At 40.2% G+C, this 17822-nt stretch carries 12 protein-coding genes; 7 read left to right on the forward strand and 5 right to left on the reverse strand.

The features are described 5' to 3' along the window. The first annotated feature begins 33 nt into the window (after positions 1 to 33). From G4Y78_RS31075 to G4Y78_RS16530, 4 genes are read left to right on the forward strand one after another with little or no spacing between them, the layout of a single operon-like run. Complete coding sequence (locus tag G4Y78_RS31075) at positions 34 to 654, forward strand: acyltransferase (RefSeq protein ID WP_163834070.1); 621 nt, start codon at positions 34 to 36, stop codon at positions 652 to 654. 36 nt (positions 655 to 690) lie between these two features. Beyond that, the gene (locus G4Y78_RS16520) at positions 691 to 1692 is read left to right on the forward strand and encodes a Gfo/Idh/MocA family protein (RefSeq protein ID WP_163834071.1); all 1002 of its coding nucleotides are present in this window, start codon (positions 691 to 693) and stop codon (positions 1690 to 1692) included. Positions 1693 to 1695: 3 nt separating this feature from the next. After that, the gene (locus tag G4Y78_RS16525) at positions 1696 to 2652 is read left to right on the forward strand and encodes a dTDP-glucose 4,6-dehydratase (protein ID WP_163834072.1); all 957 of its coding nucleotides are present in this window, start codon (positions 1696 to 1698) and stop codon (positions 2650 to 2652) included. Position 2653: 1 nt separating this feature from the next. Next, positions 2654 to 3739, forward strand: coding sequence for a DegT/DnrJ/EryC1/StrS family aminotransferase (locus tag G4Y78_RS16530; protein WP_163834073.1), 1086 nt, complete (start codon positions 2654 to 2656; stop codon positions 3737 to 3739). Here G4Y78_RS16530 and G4Y78_RS16535 read toward each other — a convergent pair. From G4Y78_RS16535 to G4Y78_RS16545, 3 genes are all read right to left on the reverse strand, one after another. Next, positions 3723 to 4634 (reverse strand): methionyl-tRNA formyltransferase, encoded by a 912-nt coding sequence (locus G4Y78_RS16535; protein WP_163834074.1) that lies wholly within the window; start codon positions 4632 to 4634, stop codon positions 3723 to 3725. The genes G4Y78_RS16530 and G4Y78_RS16535 overlap by 17 nt on opposite strands. 21 nt (positions 4635 to 4655) lie before the next feature. Then, positions 4656 to 5417, reverse strand: a complete 762-nt coding sequence (locus tag G4Y78_RS16540; RefSeq protein ID WP_163834075.1) for a glycosyltransferase — start codon at positions 5415 to 5417, stop codon at positions 4656 to 4658. A gap of 187 nt (positions 5418 to 5604) precedes the next feature. Further along, complete coding sequence (locus G4Y78_RS16545; protein ID WP_163834076.1) at positions 5605 to 7338, reverse strand: tetratricopeptide repeat protein; 1734 nt, start codon at positions 7336 to 7338, stop codon at positions 5605 to 5607. A 405-nt stretch (positions 7339 to 7743) separates the two neighbouring features. Here G4Y78_RS16545 and G4Y78_RS16550 point away from each other — a divergent pair, with 405 nt between their 5' ends. The 3 genes from G4Y78_RS16550 to G4Y78_RS16560 all read left to right on the forward strand — a co-directional run bounded on the left by G4Y78_RS16550 (position 7744) and on the right by G4Y78_RS16560 (position 13746). Continuing rightward, positions 7744 to 9903: a flagellin N-terminal helical domain-containing protein gene (locus tag G4Y78_RS16550; protein WP_163834077.1), complete on the forward strand. Its 2160-nt coding sequence runs from the start codon at positions 7744 to 7746 to the stop codon at positions 9901 to 9903. Positions 9904 to 10102: 199 nt separating this feature from the next. Further along, on the forward strand, positions 10103 to 11716 hold the full coding sequence (locus G4Y78_RS16555) for a methyltransferase regulatory domain-containing protein (protein ID WP_163834078.1): 1614 nt from the start codon (positions 10103 to 10105) through the stop codon (positions 11714 to 11716). Between the two features lie 44 nt (positions 11717 to 11760). Beyond that, positions 11761 to 13746, forward strand: coding sequence for a class I SAM-dependent methyltransferase (locus G4Y78_RS16560; RefSeq protein WP_163834079.1), 1986 nt, complete (start codon positions 11761 to 11763; stop codon positions 13744 to 13746). Between the two features lie 22 nt (positions 13747 to 13768). Here G4Y78_RS16560 and flgL read toward each other — a convergent pair whose 3' ends face one another. Next, entirely contained in the window at positions 13769 to 15007 is a 1239-nt protein-coding gene (flgL, locus tag G4Y78_RS16565; RefSeq protein ID WP_163834080.1) for a flagellar hook-associated protein FlgL, read from the reverse strand. A gap of 31 nt (positions 15008 to 15038) precedes the next feature. Then, positions 15039 to 17822, reverse strand: coding sequence for a flagellar hook-associated protein FlgK (flgK, locus tag G4Y78_RS16570; protein ID WP_163834081.1), 2784 nt, complete (start codon positions 17820 to 17822; stop codon positions 15039 to 15041).

Below are 17822 nucleotides of genomic sequence, written 5' to 3' on the forward strand. Positions count from 1 at the left end.
GTGCACGTCCCTAAAATAGCCAGGGAAAACTCAATGGCCGAAGACTCTAGACAAGTAGCCTCCTCAGCTGGAGCACATATTGCTTCTAAACTCTCAACGGAGAGTTCATCAACTAACTCAGCCAATATTAGCGAAAACACAAGCATTGGTGAAAACACTACAATTGCTGAAAATGTTTCTATCGGCGAATTTGTTGTTATTGGTGAAAACAGCAAAATATGGATTAATGCTCAAGTTCGTGAAAATGCTAAAATTGGTGCTCGCTGTATTATTAGCAAGGACGTTTATATTGATCATGATGTGACTATTGGTAATGGCTGCAAAATTCAAAATGGGGTTTCTGTATTTTATGGTGTAACCATTCATGATGACGTATTTATTGGCCCCCATGTCTGTTTTACTAATGATAAAGTGCCACGGGCATTTAGCCAGGAATGGCAGGTTACCCCTACAGTGGTGTATAGAGGTGCGAGCATTGGCGCTAATGCTACGATTATTTGTGGTATTACCATTGGTGAATATGCCATGGTAGCCGCAGGCGCAGTGGTCACCAAAGATGTAGCCCCTTTTTCTCTGGTTATAGGAAATCCCGCTTGTCACATGGGTTATGTTGATAAAACAGGTAATAGAGTCAAAGCTAAACCAAATGTGTAGTGTATATCATTCACAAAGAGTCATTAGAGGTATCAAGTGGCTGTTCAACCATTAAAACCCGTTCGTATTGGCTTATTAGGCCTGGGAAAAATGGGTCAAAATCACTTGCGCATTTTAGCCATGTTACGTGCAGTTGATTTAGTCTTTGTCTTTGATACCGACCAACAACGAATGGACACCCTCGCCAGTCAATATCAAACTGCTTGCAGTACTAACTTGCATTCTTTATTACCGCAGGTTGATGCCGTTGTGATTGCAACTCCCACTATCACCCATGCCCATTATGTTAAGTTATGCAGTCAGTATGTGGCCACAATGTTTGTTGAAAAGCCCTTAGCAGACAACATGATTAACATTGACACCATTGCAAATTTAGTCAATCAAAAGCAACTGTCTATTCAGGTAGGGTTTATTGAGCGCTTTAGTCCAGCCATTGTTGAATTAGAAAATATTCTTAAAAATAGCGGCCAAGTGATTAACATTGACTTTTTTCGTACTAATAAATTAAGTGAGCGCATTACCGATGTGGACGTCATTTCAGACTTAATGATTCATGACATTGACTTGGCTCTGCTACTGAATGGCCCCGTGACTGAAATTCGTGCCAACGGGCTAACTGAACAAAATGGCAATGTTGGTTTTGCCTCTGCTACCTTAATTCATGAAAATGGTGCTTTCTCACGCATATTAGCCAGCCGATTAACAGAAAAGAAAACTCGCTTGATTCAAGCCACTTGTGTCGATCGTTTTATTGATTGCGATTTGCTCCGGAAAGAAATTGTTATTAACCGGCAATCACAAATATTTCACAATGATAATAGCCCTTATACCATTTCCTCGACAGTTGAGTCAGTAGCAGTTCCTCCCCAAGAAGCTTTACTTAAAGAGTTGAAAACCTTTATAAGCAATTGCCAAGGTATCATGCTGCCTTACCCCGGTATTCAGCAGGCCCTAAGTGCAGCAATTATTTGCCAGAAAGTTCATTCCGCCATTACTCATCAAATCAGTAATGGCCATCATTATGGAGAGTATCTATAACGCATGAGGGACTCACTGACTAACCAAACCATTTTAGTCACAGGCGGTGCTGGTTTTATTGGTAGCCATTTAGTTGATCAGTTAATACAGCTAGGCGTCAAACAGGTTATTGCCGTGGATAATTTATTTTTAGGTAAGGAAGCCAACCTGACGGAAGCAATTAATCACGGCTGTATTTTTTTACAAGGGGATATTGAGGTAGCAGCAACGTTATCCTTCTTATTTAATGAATATTCGATAGATACAGTATTTAACTGTGCCACTAAAGCGTTGAATTATTCCTTCATTAACCCTGCAGATGCTTATCAAACCAATACCAATGGTGTTATCAATCTACTGGAATATTTACGACAAGGGCAGTATAAAACCCTTTGTCATTTTTCAACGTCTGAAGTGTATGGTACTGCTGTATATGAACCGATGGATGAGCAACATCCGCGAAACCCTACTACCACCTATGCAGCCGGTAAAGCCGCTGCTGATTTAGCCGTAGAAGCTTATGTCCGGATGTTTGACCTCGATGCTTTTATTGTCAGGCCTTTTAATAACTATGGCCCTCGTCAAAATTATCAGGGGCAATTGGCCAGTATTATCCCTTTAACTATCACTCGACTCCTAGCGGGAGAAGCACCTGAAATACATGGCACGGGAGAGCAAAGCCGTGATTTTATCTATGTCAATGATACCGTCTCCGCCATTACTCAGTTATACGATGTATTACCAGCAGGTGATAGTGTTAATATTGCTACGCAAAATCAACTGTCTATTAAAGCGTTAATTACTGAATTATGTGAGCAAATGGATTATCACGGCGAAATTATCACCAAACCCGCCAGACCTGCTGATGTGACGGCGCATAATGCCAGTAATCAAAAACTCTATCGCTTAATTAACCCTTCGATTACGCCTTTAAAAAAAGGGTTAGCAAAAACCATCGAATGGTATACCCTTCTCGAATGAAATGATCAGGCTAATTAAACCATATATAACCTTCTCTGATGTAGAAACCGCCTTTGCTGATATTTTTCAGTCGGGTCAATTCAGTAAAGGACAATATATTGCACAACTGGAAGCCGAATTAGCTAATACCCTAAACTGTCAATATGCTTTTAGTACCAGTTCAGCTACTACCGCCTTAAGCACTGCCCTTGCTGTGCTTAAGATTGGTCCTGGCGATGAAGTGATTGTTGCTGACTTTTCATTTCCAGCAACTGTGAATGTCGTAGAAAATTGTGGAGCTACCCCAGTTTTTGCCGATGTAAATTTAGACACTTTTAATCTGCCGGTTGAAATACTGGAAAAAAAACGTACAAAAAAAACCAAAGCTGTGATTTTTGTCGATAGTTTTGGTAACCCAACCGGTATTCATCAAGTAAAACAATGGTGCCACCATCATAGGCTATGGTTAATTGAAGATGCCGCCTGTGCCATTGGTAGCAGTGAAAACAGCCTAAACTGTGGAACTATTGCCGACCTTAGCTGTTTTAGCTTTCACCCCCGAAAACTCATCACAGCAGGTGAAGGTGGGGCCATTACCACCAATAATGACCACTTGGGAAAACAATTAACAGTTCTACTCAACCATGGCGCTAATGGCAGTAAAGATAATATTACTCAAGATTTTATTAGCAGTGGTTTTAATTATCGGCTATCAGAATTACAAGCAACAATGCTATTAGCCCAGTTACCACTCATTAACGACATTATCCGCCAACGTAATAAAACGAGAGACGACTATATTCAAGCATTGATACCGCTTGGTTTTACTCCACAAGCTATAGGCAATCAGGTGATGTTTAACTGTCAATCTATCGTATTTAAAATTCCTCATTCAATTAATCGGGATCAATTAATTCTAAAGCTACGTGAAAAACAAATAGAAACGACTATTGGCACTTATTGTTTAAGTGCTACTTCTTACTATCAACATAAATACCACAACATACAGCCCAATGCCAAATTGCTACAAGAACAAACCATCACCCTTCCCTGCTATGACCAAATGCCTGTTGATCAGGTTATTGAAGCAATTAAAGCCGTAGTTTAATTGACTTAAAAATAGTACTTGCGAGGTACAACTGGTCATCAACTTGCACTTGCTTGACAATAAGTGCAGTGTTGTCACCACAAACAATCACCACTTGTTCATCCTTCATTTGAGCTACTTGTCCAGCTATACCATAAAAAGTCTGACTAAATACCTGGGCTTGCCAGATAATCACCCGCTTGCCATTGAGTAAGGTAAATGCTCCTGGGTAAGGCATCGTTTGTGCCCGGATAAAGTTTTTTATTTGCCTAGCTGACCAGTGCCAGTTAATTTTACCATCTTCTGGGTAACGCAAAGCGCAGTAGCTGGCTTGCTCATGGTTTTGTGGCTTGGGTTGTAATTGGCCTGATAATATTTGAGGGTAAATCCGAGTAAATACCTGCAAACTTTTCGCTTCCAAAGCGGCTAAACAGTCGGCAATGGTATCCTCTTCACTGACCGCTATTTGCCCTTGTGCCCAGATAGGGCCATCATCCATTCCTGTTGTTAAAGTAAAAAAAGAAAAGCCCGCCTGTTTATCGCCATTAATTAATGTCCACACGAGTGGTGAACCCCCTCGGTATTGGGGCAATAGTGAATTATGTAAGCCAATAAAACCCATTGGTACCTGTTGCAGGATTTTTTCAGGGATTAACCAATACCATCCCACAACAAAACATATGTCGGGTTTTAATTCACTAATCACACAATTGGCATGATTTTGATCATTAACAACAATTAATTCGATCTGATGGTTCTTGGTAAATTGCTGAAAATCACTAAAACAGGAACGACAGTCCTGTTGATCATTGAAGGTGATAACCGCTAACGTTTGGGCAGTACTAAGCTGGAATATTCGCTCCAATACACGGAGCCCCAATGATTTACTGCCTAGCAATAAAATTTTTTTAGGCATCCTTTGTATTTTTTCTTGTTCTTAGTTTTTTTGGGAGCATACAGCCTTTGAGGTATTGGATAATGATGGTTTCCCCTCTTTATGGGCTTTCATTTTATTAGCCGCTCGAACGCCTTGCGCCACAAATAGCATATGGTCACGAGCCTGAAGCCAGTCATTGGCATATTCACAATGACGATACTCATCAAAATAGGGACCACCTTCGGTATAGTGTAATAATGCAATATCATAAGCAGGTTGATCATAGCCAACTAAATGATTCCAGCGAGGCGGTAATTCACCAATTAAGTGGTCGGATGATAGCCATTTAAATTGGTGCAACTCTAACCCAGAGGCTTGATTTACAAAATCAGGTGTCAGTGCTGTGCAACGCTCACAATTAAATAACATCACACTGGACCAGTTTTTCTTTTGATAACGTGTTTGCACATGATTGAGAAATTTACGTTGATTTTCAGGCTTATGATCATGTTTAACCACTTGCACTGCAAAGCGATTATCACCCAATGACCATAATTGATTAATATCATCTTTCACCACCATGTCACAATCCATAAAAATGGCCCATCCTTGATAGTCACACAAATAAGGCACTAAAAATCGGGAAAAAGAGAAGTCAGTGGATTGCAATGGGTCACGCTCACGGGTAAATACATCCTGTAATTGGCTGAGCATTAATGGGGTTATCGCGACTGGCTGGGAAGCATGAGTATGAATACTATGAGCAAGTACACTAAAAGCAGCCGCTTCTGCACGGTCATAACCAATAAATACCCGGATCATAACACCTCTTCCTCATTGGTTAACACTATATTCTTCACGAATGATTTTTAGGGTTTGTTGTCGTCACTCTTCACCCTAATCATTTATAAAAACATAAACTCATAGGGCTTCATTGCACGACGGCCGCCCCTAAAAGCCATTCACTTTGACTATATTTTATATATTGCTTCTTACTTGTATCGACCAGCTAGCTTTTTTCTATAATTAACTTTTGCAGCTCACTACAAACCCACTGTATTACACTGTCCCAATCGCCATGAGTGGGCTGTCGAAATAACCGAACAGTGGGATACCAAGGGCTGTCTTCACGTTGTTCAAACCAGTGCCACAGAGGCACCCGCTGGGTCAATACCCAAGTAGAAATACCTAATGCCCCTGCCAAATGCACAGCCGCATTAGAAACGGATATAACCAGGTCAAGCGCAGCAATTTGTGCTGCCGCTTTTTCCAAGTCATCAAAAGGATTGAAAGATTCATCAACTTCTACTAAAGGAGGCTTTAACCGAAGAGCATCTTGCACCGCCTCTCCATACTGAATACTGACAAAGTGACAGTTGGCCAACTGGAATAGCGGATTGAGTGTTTCCAATGCGACTGACTTACCTCTCCCTGTCGAGCCACTACTGCTTTGCCAGGCAACACCAATATTGAAACGAGCTTGTGGTTTTTCTTGCGAAAATTTCTGGCGAAATTGTTCAACCAATACCGGATCTGCTGTTAAATACTGTCCAGGTGCCTGATAGTCAGGTAAATTGAGTTTCGCTAAATACGGCACATCCAGTAAAAAAACCTGTGCATCAATACGGTTACTTAAATTTTCTGACACAGGCTGATTATCCGGTAGGACTGTAATGAACGGAAAAGACCGTTGAAATAATCCCACCAATTTAACATTGCAAGTCAGTATTATATTAATGCCTTCCTCTACCAGTGGCAGCAAGTGTTGTACATGAAGCACCTGATCCCCTACTCCCTGTTCAGACGTCACGAGTAGTGTCATGCCTGGTTTTTTTTCTCCTTTCCATTGTGGTGCAAAAACCCCTGCTATGGTTTGGCTAACAAACCCATAGTCATGGCGGGATAGATCCTGCCGCCAGCGTAAATATGACCAGCCTTCTTGATACTGACCACTACGTAATAAGGTAATTGCCAAGTTAGCCCGTACCTGATTATCATCTGGCTGTAATTCAATGGCTTGTCGATAATGGTTAATGGCGGCTTCCGAATCCCCTTCAATGCATGCGAGGTTACCTAAGGCCCGCTTGACTAATACATTGCCTTGCTGATGTTGACATAGATTACGAACGGTTGCCGCTGCAGCAGGGTCATACCGGCATTCTTTTACCATTTGATCAACGGTGACACTCGCTAAACGGGCTTGAGCAGTTTGCATCGCAGGCTTTATCTTAAGTGCTTTTTTATAGTAATTTTGCGCTTCAATAAATTGTTCTTGCTTTTGATAAAGTTGGCCAATAGTTTCAAAAATCTCTGGAATATTCATTTCATCGGCTTTTGCCAAATAACACTGCAAAGCCTCATCATCTTTACCCATGCTTTGATAAAGGGTGCCTAATAATGGATAGGGCTCTGCCAGATTCGGGTCAATTCGAGTGGCTAACTGTAATGATTTAATGGCCTGCTCAAGGTGATTCATTTTCAGCATGGTATACCCTAGCCGATATAAATAATAGGCATTTTCAGGCTCCTGCTGAACAACCTCTAACAGATAGGGTAATGCAGTATCATATTGCTCAACCGCCAGATAAATCTCAGCCAGTTTATGCTTGGCAGCTGAATTCATTGGATTTTTTTCCAGCAATTGCATCAGCAAGTTTTTTGCTTCATTGAGTTGATTCTGTTGCATTAGTCTGACAGCTGTTTCAAATTGGTCCAAATCCTGCGGATCGCTGACTGCTGACATGGTGAAATACCTTTGATGGATAATTATGATAATCAATAAACAAAACAGGTTTTATGCCAGTTTAACCAAATAATGTCTATTATGCTGTTATAGGAGCGTGCACGTCACTAAGACTCTCCTACTTCATCTAGCTCTCGAATATTAGTGGCAAAAAACTGCCTCTTTTTCTTCATCCCTACTTCGCTGTTTTTTAATTCATAAAATGTAAATAAGTTAATTACTTGATTTTAATAAAAGATTTATTTCAATATATTGTTATTAATTACATTGGCATAGCCTTTGAATCCCAATTCCTCAGCCAAAGTACGCTTGGTACTCCGGTAGTAAATTGCCAGCTTATCAATACGGCATTTGTTGAATAAATGCCGTGACTACAGCTGGTAAGCAGTTAGTAGGAGGGAGGTTATGCCTCAAGTCATTAATACCAACATTCCATCGTTGAATGCACAACGAAACTTAAATACATCCCAAGCCGACAATGCTGTTGCCTTGCAGCGTTTGTCATCCGGTTTACGGATTAATAGTGCAAAAGATGATGCAGCAGGGCTTGCAATATCCACTCGATTTGATGCCCAAATTCGTGGTTTGAATGTGGCTATCCGCAATGCCAATGACGGGGTTTCGCTAGCCCAAACCGCTGAAGGCGCTTTAGGGGCCATGAAAGAAAATTTACTTCGTATTCGAGACCTTTCCCTACAATCTGCAAATGCAACTAATAGTGCCCAAGACCGTGAGGCATTAAATGCAGAAGTACAACAACTGAAAAAAGAAATTCAACGAGTATCCGAGCAAACAGCCTTTAATGGCACTTTATTATTAGACGGCACTTTCACTGAAGTGACCTTTCAAATTGGTGCTAATGAAGGTGAAAATGTCACTTTTGGTGTGGATGGCGCTCGGGTAGATGAACTGGGTGCATCTCAATCGGTGGGAGTCAGTGCTAGAGGTACCAATTCCAGTATTGCCCAAGGGGATTTATTAATTAATGGTATTTCCATCCCTAGTTCTAAAACCACTGATGATACCTCTTCGATTGCTAACAAAAGTGCCAGCGCTATTGCTAAAGTGTCTGCTATTAATTCTAAAGCTGACGAGACAGGTGTTACTGCTGAAGTATTAACCAATACGGTTGCAGGCACCAGTCAAGTTGTCGCAGACCTTACAGGAAATATATTCTTAAATGGTGTTACCATTGCACTAGCAACGAATACCAATTTGTCAACTGATGCTAATCGTGATGCTGTTATATCAGCAATCAATGCACGCTCTGATGAAACTGGGGTTGTTGCTATTAATACCGGAGCAGATCAGTCTGGGATTATTTTAGAAGCAGAAGATGGCCGTAATATCACTTTAGTTTATGGCAATGGGAGCGTTACACCTGCTTCTACTGGACTACCAGCTATTGGAGCCACTACAGGCATCATTGCAGCAGGTGCAGTACCTACTCCAGCAGAAGAACTGAGTGCTACTGCAGCGGGTGGGTTTACACTCATATCCCGTGATGGCTCAAATATTAAAATTGAACAGGGCCCTGATGGCCAGCTTAATCAAAACGTCGGCCTGGCAGAAGGTACCTATTCCGGAACTGGGGCATTCTTATCGTCACTAGCAGCTATTGATGGCAATACTGCTACCACAGCAAAAGATGATGCACCAGCACTCATGAATGGAGACATCGTTATTAACGATGTACCTGTACCAGCAGGTAATATCTTGGATGATACTGCTTCAAATATGAATAAAGCCGGTAGTGCTATTACTAAAGCAGCCGCTATTAATAAGGTGAGTGAACGGACAGGAGTAACAGCAAAACCCAATCCAAATTTAGTCAATGGATCTACCATGACACCTGCTGCACTAACAGGAACAATAACTATTAACGGCGTTGTCACAGCGTCCATTACCACAACAACAGATGCAGAAACCAGTCGTATTAGTGTCATTGATGCGATTAATGCTATATCAGGGCAAACTGGGGTTATGGCTATTGATACAGGGAGTAATACAGGTGGAGTACAACTACTGGCAGAAGATGGCAGAAATATTACCATTAGCTACACTACTTTAACTCCTGCTGCAACGGGACTAGTAGACACAGACCCAGGTGGTGCAGAGCCCCAAGCTACTTATGAATCTTCGCTACGGCTTTCGTCTGCCAACCCGATTGTATTAACCACCAATAATGCAAATGGCCTGACTAACCATGGATTACAAGCAGGTACCTTTGGTGGTGCAGAATCAGGCCAATTTGTTAAAGACATTGATGTATCAACAGTAGAAGGTGCACTGAGAGCGTTGGATGCTGTGGATAATGCCTTACAATCGATTAATATTCAACGAGCCAATTTAGGCGCTATTCAAAATCGCTTTGAATCAACCGTTGCTAACCAAGCAATTGCTGCCGAAAACTTATCTGCAGCCAACTCACGAATTAAAGACGCCGACTTCGCAGCAGAAACTGCCGAGCTATCTCGCACCCAAGTACTACAACAGGCGGGTATATCTATACTCGCTCAAGCCAATGCGCAGCCACAACAGGTATTACAATTATTACAAGGCTAGCGTAGTCATTCCAGCACCTGACTTACTTTAGTAAGTCAGGCACTTTTTATCACACATCATTAACATATCAAACATAAAACAGCTATTTGTGACTTTTCTTGCAAACAAATACTACCGATCATGGCTAAAAGCGCTATGCTTTATTGCAATGAACAATAATAAAGCTATACCACTACTGTAATGTAATGGAATATTCTATATGAGTAACTTAGTTGAAGGGGAACAAGCGTCTAAAACCATTGCCCAGGCCTATGATGATACCCTTTACCGTAGTGATCCTTTTGTTAAAACCCACCCAGAACATCTTGCAAGCTTAGGGGTACTCTTTGGCTTCACGCCAATTAATCCATTGCAATGTCGGGTATTGGAAATTGGCTGCGCTATGGGTGGCAATATTATACCGATGGCAATGAACTACCCAGATAGTGAGTTCGTTGGAATTGATATTTCAAAGAATCAAATTGATATTGCAACTGACCAAGCAGCAAATCTTAGACTTAAAAACATCAAATTATTAAATGTAAGTATTGAACAAATAGATGATAGCTTTGGTCAATTTGATTTTATCATCTGCCATGGGGTATTTTCCTGGGTTCCCCCTCAAGTCCAACAAAAAATTCTTGAGGTATGCCAAAAACAACTGAGCGAATTTGGCATTGCTTATATCAGCTATAACGTTCACCCAGGCTGGCATATTAAAAATATTGTTAAAGACCTCATGCGTCTCAGGGTACAAAAATCACCTTTAGAAAACAAAGTGAAAGAAGCTAAAGCTATTGTTGAATTATATGCTAAGTACACTGCTGAAAATACTCAGTTCAAAGATATTTTCAACCAACAACTTGAACACTTAAACAGTGTACCTGACCATTATATCCTGCATGAACACTTAGCTGATTTTAATATTCCCTACTATTTCTACGATTTTATGAATCTTGCCAAACGATACCAGTTGACTTATCTCTGTGATGCCTGCTTTAACGACAACTTTATAAGCAATTTACCGAGTGAATTTCAGCAAAAAATGCTTGATTATTCTGATGATCGGGTAATGGTAGAGCAATATTATGATTTTGCCACAGCCCGTACCTTTCGATCGAGTTTATTGGTGCATGATAAACATCAGATAAACCCGATTGTTGAAACACAGCGAGTTCGCCTGTTAAGTTTACTCAGCGATTTAAAAGTACAAGATAAAATTTATGACTTAGCTGATCGATCCAGTGTGCAATTTATCTCACAAAGCAAAGTATCCCCAGAATTAACCGTATCTATGCCTATCACAAAAGCAGCATTCAAAAGCTTAGAAGACAGCTGGCCTTGCAGTTTAAGTTTTAACGAATTATTTCAGTTAAGTTATCAAAAGCTGGGGCTATCCATTGACAACCAGACTCAAGAAATACTGGAAAAGGATATACAACAGTTATGTGACGATATCATTACAGCTTTTCAGGCCAATTCACTTCGATTATTTAGAATTACCCCTCCGCTATGTGTTAATCAAGTAGGTGATAAACCCATTGCTAGCCCGTTGATTGCACAGCAGCTAAGGGATAATCATGAAGTATTCACTACCCAACACCATGAATCATTATCGCTTGATGCCAACCTAAAGCACTTTATTCCCTTGCTTGATGGTACCCGTACAAACAGTGAATTAATCAATGCAGTCAAACAGCTATTAGAAGAAGGCAAGCTCGACTTTTCACTCACTAAAAAAATGCAACAGCCAGCCAATAATAATGAAGTAGCCAATACTGTTTTATCAACTTTATTACAAAGTCTTATTCAGATTGGCGTAATGATTAACTAATAGGCATTGGTAATGGCCTTCTTTAACAGTAGTGTGGTAATCATATGAATAACCTGGTTAACTCCAAACAATTTGTTGCTAATAGTGATCAACAAGTCACTGCATTAATTAATCAGCTATCTCAGTTAGATGAAAAGTCGCTTTCCTCAATAATAAGAAAGTCAAAAAACCATAACGACTCCGTCACGTTTTTAGCCAACGTAACTTACTGTTTACTGAAAGGTGAATTTCGGGGGCTTAGTCAGGTTTTATTAAAAAGTGCTCATATAAAATCTAGTTATCTACAAAGTTTACGCTCTGCCTGTATCCACTTGTGTAACAGTCAGCCTGATGAGGTAATTAACACTGTTATAACGCTTGATAAATCAGTTATCACTAATCCACTACTTGCTATTCTCGTTGCTGAAGCACAGTTTCTACAGTGTAAGTTTACAGAAGCATTTTATAATTTCACCAAAGCAGTCAACAGCTTTCCCATTAATAACTTATTAATTATTAAATCACGTAACTGTTTACAGCACATAGAAGCTACCAAATACAGTGAACCATTGGTACAAGGTGCAACAGACTATTTAAAAGATAGTCGTTTTGATAGCAAAGATATTGCTTCTCTAGTGACTTCACTCATCAAGTTCAAATACCAATTAATTGATAATCAAATTAACCTTTCCGTTGACTTAAGTGGTATTGCTCAAGATAGATTTTTAATTGAAGCACTCCAACGGATTATTTTTTCCGATCCTGATATTGAGTTATTTTTACTTAAAATACGTAATACCTTATTAAATACAATTATTCAATTAGGAGAAATTCCTCCGCATTTAAACGACTTACTGTGTGCATTTTCTCTGCAAGCCTATCTGAATGAATATGTTTTCTTTATAAACAGTGATGAAACCAGTACCATCGACTCTATTCATGATTTTATTAGTAACTTACTAAAAGCCCCTGATCATTCACTAGACCAAATTGCTGGTTTAATCTTATTAATGTCCCTGTATGAGTCATTATCCCAGCAACCTTACTTTGAGCACCTATTAAACTATTCACTCGTTGACTGGCCACTGGAAATGCAGGCTTGCATGAAAAAAGTACTGTATCAACAGCAACAGGAAATCATCCTAGCCAAAACGATTCCTCAGCTCACACCTATCGATCACCCAGTTTCTTCTGCCGTCCAAAACCAATATGAAGAAAACCCTTATCCACGTTGGACAGAAGTCGTTCAACTACCAAATTACTGCAACTATATTAAGTATTATCATATTCATAAGCCGCCATTTATCAAACCCAAATTTTCAACTAAAGCGCTAAAAATGTTAGTAGCAGGTTGTGGTACTGGCAAACACCCGATTAGCCAAGCATTATTATTTCCTGACTTGCAGATTATTGCTGTTGACCTTAGCAGCCGAAGCTTGGCTTATGCCAAGTTAATGGCTGATCATTTAAAAATTAACAATATAAGCTTTTACCAAGGTGATATTCTGCAGCTGGATGCATTGAAAGAAAAATTCCATATTATTGAATGTGTAGGGGTACTCCACCATATGGAGCAACCTGCCAATGGCTTGGCAATATTGAGAAATTTACTGGTTAAGCAAGGTGTTATGAAACTAGGACTGTATAGCCAAACAGCACGCCAGGAAATAGAGAAGTTTCGCGCGAATAATACAATTGCCCCCACTTTAACCAACATCCGCCAATTTCGTTTTCAAGCGTTAACCCAAAAAAGAGAAGAATTCGATACGTGTATAAAAGTGAGTGATTTTTTTTCTACCAGTATGTGCCGTGATTTATTGTTTCATGCACAAGAACATTGCTATACGGCACTAGAAGTAGCCAAATTATTAAAAGACCATTCATTAGGCTTTAGAGGGTTTTACTTTAGAAGCCATGAGCTTTTTACTCAGTTTAAAAAGCTATATCCCTCTCCTGCCAGTATGCAAGATTTAACCGCATGGCATGAATTTGAAAAGCAAAATCCCCTAGCTTTCCTAGGAATGTATCAGTTTTTTGCCCAAGCGATATAACTTCTTACATACGAAAAGCACACTATAAATTATTAAACAATGAAAGGTTACTAATCGTTGTAAAACTCTGCTGTGCGGCTTGTAGCAAGAAGTTTTGCAACGACAACCGGCTAATTGCTTCAGCTTGATCAACATACAAAATTTCAGCTAAAAACTCTTCACTGACTATATTAAAGTCTTCATTTTGGGCCCGTGTACTATCAATAATATTTAGCCGCCCACCCAGTTCGCTTTGCACTTCCAGCAAACTTGAAATCGCATTATCCATATTGACTAAGGTATCATCTAATAATTTCTGTAAAACTGTCCTGCCTGGGCCATCATTTTGCGCATTGTCTAAACCATCCTGAAGTCGTTTAACTGTTGTCAGTACATCCTGTTTATCACTGGTATCAATAAAAAATGTATCCCCTGCATTTGGCGTACCTTCAATAACCACAGCCATGCCATTATGAGAAATGGATTCCCCTGCCTGGAATGGGATATTACTGGCTAAGGTAAGCCCCCCTTCTTTGGTTTTTACTGTATAGTTCGCACCATTAGGTACAACCGCTGTTTCTGGATTAAAAGTAATAATCAAATCATCGGGATAAAAAGCATCCAGGTCATCCTGATCAACAATTTGTCCCACTGTAATAGTCGCTAGCGGATTAGCGGTATTATTAGGGTTAGCCGATGTTAAAAAGGTTTTTTGATTACTGGGTACATCAACAAACAAATCTTTGCCACTATCATTAATCGCTACACTGGCACTAGCCGCAATTTGTAAAAAACGCTGTCCTTCATCACCTAAGTACTCAAACCCGCCTCCAGCTTTATCTATAAAAGGCGACTGACTTGCTTGAAACCCAGCAAATATAAATACGCCATCAGCATTTTTACGATTAAATAAATCCTTAAGTTCGTCCAGCCGTACTTCAATTTCGTCGGCAATCGCTGCTTTATCAGATAAACTTAAACTACCATTACCGGCTCTTACTGTTAGCTCTCTTACCCGTTGGTAAACATTTTTAATTCCTTGCAATGCTGCTTCTTCTATTTTTAAACTATTCTCTGCAGCATCTAAATTACGCCGAAATTGTGCAGCTATCGCTTGGTCTTGCTGAATAGCAACTATTTTCGTTGAAGCTACCGGGTCATCACCCGGAGTCACCACCCGCCGCCCAGTAGCGACTTGTTGTTGAGTATTCAGTAACTCAGCATTATTTTTTTGGATCTGATTAAGGCCTAGTCGAAAAATATCTAATGTTGAAATTCGCATAACGATACCCTGCGCTTTAGCAAGAATTTTTCTATACACTATTTAATAAAGTGTCAAATAATTCCCTAGCCACAGTTACTAGTTGTGCTGAGGCATTATAAGCCTGTTGAAACCGAATTAAGTTTGTAGCTTCTTCATCTAAATTAACACCAGACTCCGACTGCCTAACACCTTCCGTTTGTGCTAACAGCGTTTCACTGGCCGCTTTATCTATTGCCGCTTGACTTGCATTAACCCCCACAAATTCAATAAATTGCGCATAGCCTTCAGCATAACTGGCAGAGCCATTTAGTAAAGTTTTATCTGTGCCTAAATTAGCTATTTTAAATCCATTGCGATTATCAGAAGTACCATTGCTATTAAAGTTAATAGTAAAAGTATCATTAGGTTCAGGGCGGCCTTGTACAGTTACCTGGTAACCTTTAAAAGATTTCTGAGCGAAATTGAATGAAGCGGTGTCACCAAATAAGTTACTGACAACAGGTGTTGTACGCATTGACACCCCATCGGCCATGGTAACATCAAGACTACCACCAATAGTCGTTGCATGCTGGTTTCCCGCACCCGCCACAGCACCATCTAAAGTCTGGGCTGAAAATGACCCTCCAGCTTCACCATTTGTGACTTCAACACTGCCTGCACCTAATGATGTTCTCAAGCTCACATCTAAATCCACCCCAGTTGTTGCAAACACTTTTAATGTAGGAATGGGTGGTGGCCCACCGGACTCAGATACAACCGCGCGAATACCTTGATTGGTTAAATTACCATTACTATTAATTCGGTCGGCCAAAAACTGAATATACGGTTGGTTTAATAGTGGATTAGTATCAGGTGTAGGTACAGGCCCTAATGCTGGGTTGGTTAAATCTTCCCCATTCAAAAAAAACTCCATGTTGCTACCAACAACACCGGTAATATTTCTTAGCTCAACCTGATTAAATGCATTAGCGGTAACCCCATCAATTTGAGTCAGTTGATTAGCAATTTCTTGAGCGGATGCATTTGCTGCAGTAATAATATTAGTGGTGGTAATTATTCCAGTGACAGGATCACGATTAAAAACTGAAATCGTTTCTGATGGGTAACTATTTAATGGGCTAGGTGCTACTGGATTAATGACAGGCGCAACCACCAAACCAATATTACCTGTTCCCCGTTGTCGAGTAGAGCCAATGGTTTCATTAACATCCGTAGTAAAAACATCTTTTTGCGTACCTGGTACAAACACCTGATTGCGAATGGGCGGCATCAGTTGTACAGGATTAGCTGGGTCAGAGTTATCCAACACGTCATAAGTCGTAGGACTGGTAAATTTAATGATAATGGGTGGAGATAGTTGTCCTGATGTGGCAAATGCAGGCAATAATGCACCAGATACCTGATCATAGACTTGAAAAACATCTCCTTGGGATATTTGTCCTGTTCCCTGATTAGTAGTAGAACTTGACGTGCGAATAGCAGCTGCAAACGCTAATTCTCTAGGGTCACCCATAACCGCAGTAAAGTCACGGGAGAAACGCCTGGTAGGTTGTAAATAGAAAGTATCCCCGCTTTGAAATGTACCACCTTCTAAGGCTAATTCTAAACCATCAAACTCCAGTGTCTCAGGAAATGAACCACTAATAGAGCCTTGTTTGACTATTACCCCATCACTGCTACGGGTAATGGAATAAGTAAAGTTGTCTGAGCCTGAAAACTTAAAGATATAATCACTGGCCTGCATCTGTTGTACATCTTTAATCACTAATGATAACACTCGGTCCACAGGTAAAGCATTTTGACTATCAGCAAACACTCGGTCTAAGGTCGCCTGACGTTCATTCACATCATTAAAAATTCGCTCCCCAAAACTACCTGTTAAATCTAAGCCTATGCGTTGTTGATCATTAACTGTTTTGGCTAAGCCCACAGCGATTAAACCTAAATTAGTAAAAGAAGGGTCTAAAATGGTATCCCGATAAGTAATTAAGCCGCCTAAAGTTCCCCCTGTTAAATCTTGGTTTATCGGTTGATTAGTACTTTGCACAACCACATCAAAGCCTTCGTTATTAGCTCCGCCTGGTTGCGTAATTAGTGTTGAACTACTGCTACCTAATACTAACGCCTGGCCTTTACCAATAAACACATTAATAGTGTTATCATCCTGACGCACCACCTGTACACCCACAATTTCAGACAGCTCTCTCAGCAACTCATCCCGTTTATCCAATAAGTCATTAGGTTGTCCAGCCGTGCTGGTACCGCTACCAACCACATTAGAAATCTGTAAGTTAAGATCCGCAATACCTGCAGCTAATGCATTAATTTCCCCAATTAATGCTTCAATTTCAGTATTCAGTGCATTATTTTGCTCTTCAAAGGTAGAATATAATGAATTAAACCGCGTCGCTAATCCTTTTGCTTCTGTTAATACCAGTTGACGTGATGGAATTGATGTGGGATTTTCAGAAGCAGCTTGCATCGCATTAAAAAATTTTTCAAGCCCCACACTTAGTCCAGTGGTTTCGTCAGCCAATACCGAATCCAGCTGACGAATATTCTGATCAAAGGCATTTAGCTGAAAAAAACTCGATGTATCTAAACGCAACTGGTTAGTGACAAACTCATTAGCTAAACGTCTTATATCTGTAATTTGCACACCTCTGCCTGAAAATACACCCCCTATAAACTGTTCTTTTTGGGTATCGAAAATTGTTTCTTGGCGTGAAAAACCAGGTGTGTTTGCATTAGCCACATTATGTCCAGTTGTAGCTAATGCCCGTTGGTAAGCTTGTAAGGCAGTGGTGCCTATTTGCAGTAAATTACCTGCCAT

This window comes from Spartinivicinus ruber (genome assembly GCF_011009015.1).
Classification (GTDB): Bacteria; Pseudomonadota; Gammaproteobacteria; order Pseudomonadales; family Zooshikellaceae; genus Spartinivicinus; species Spartinivicinus ruber.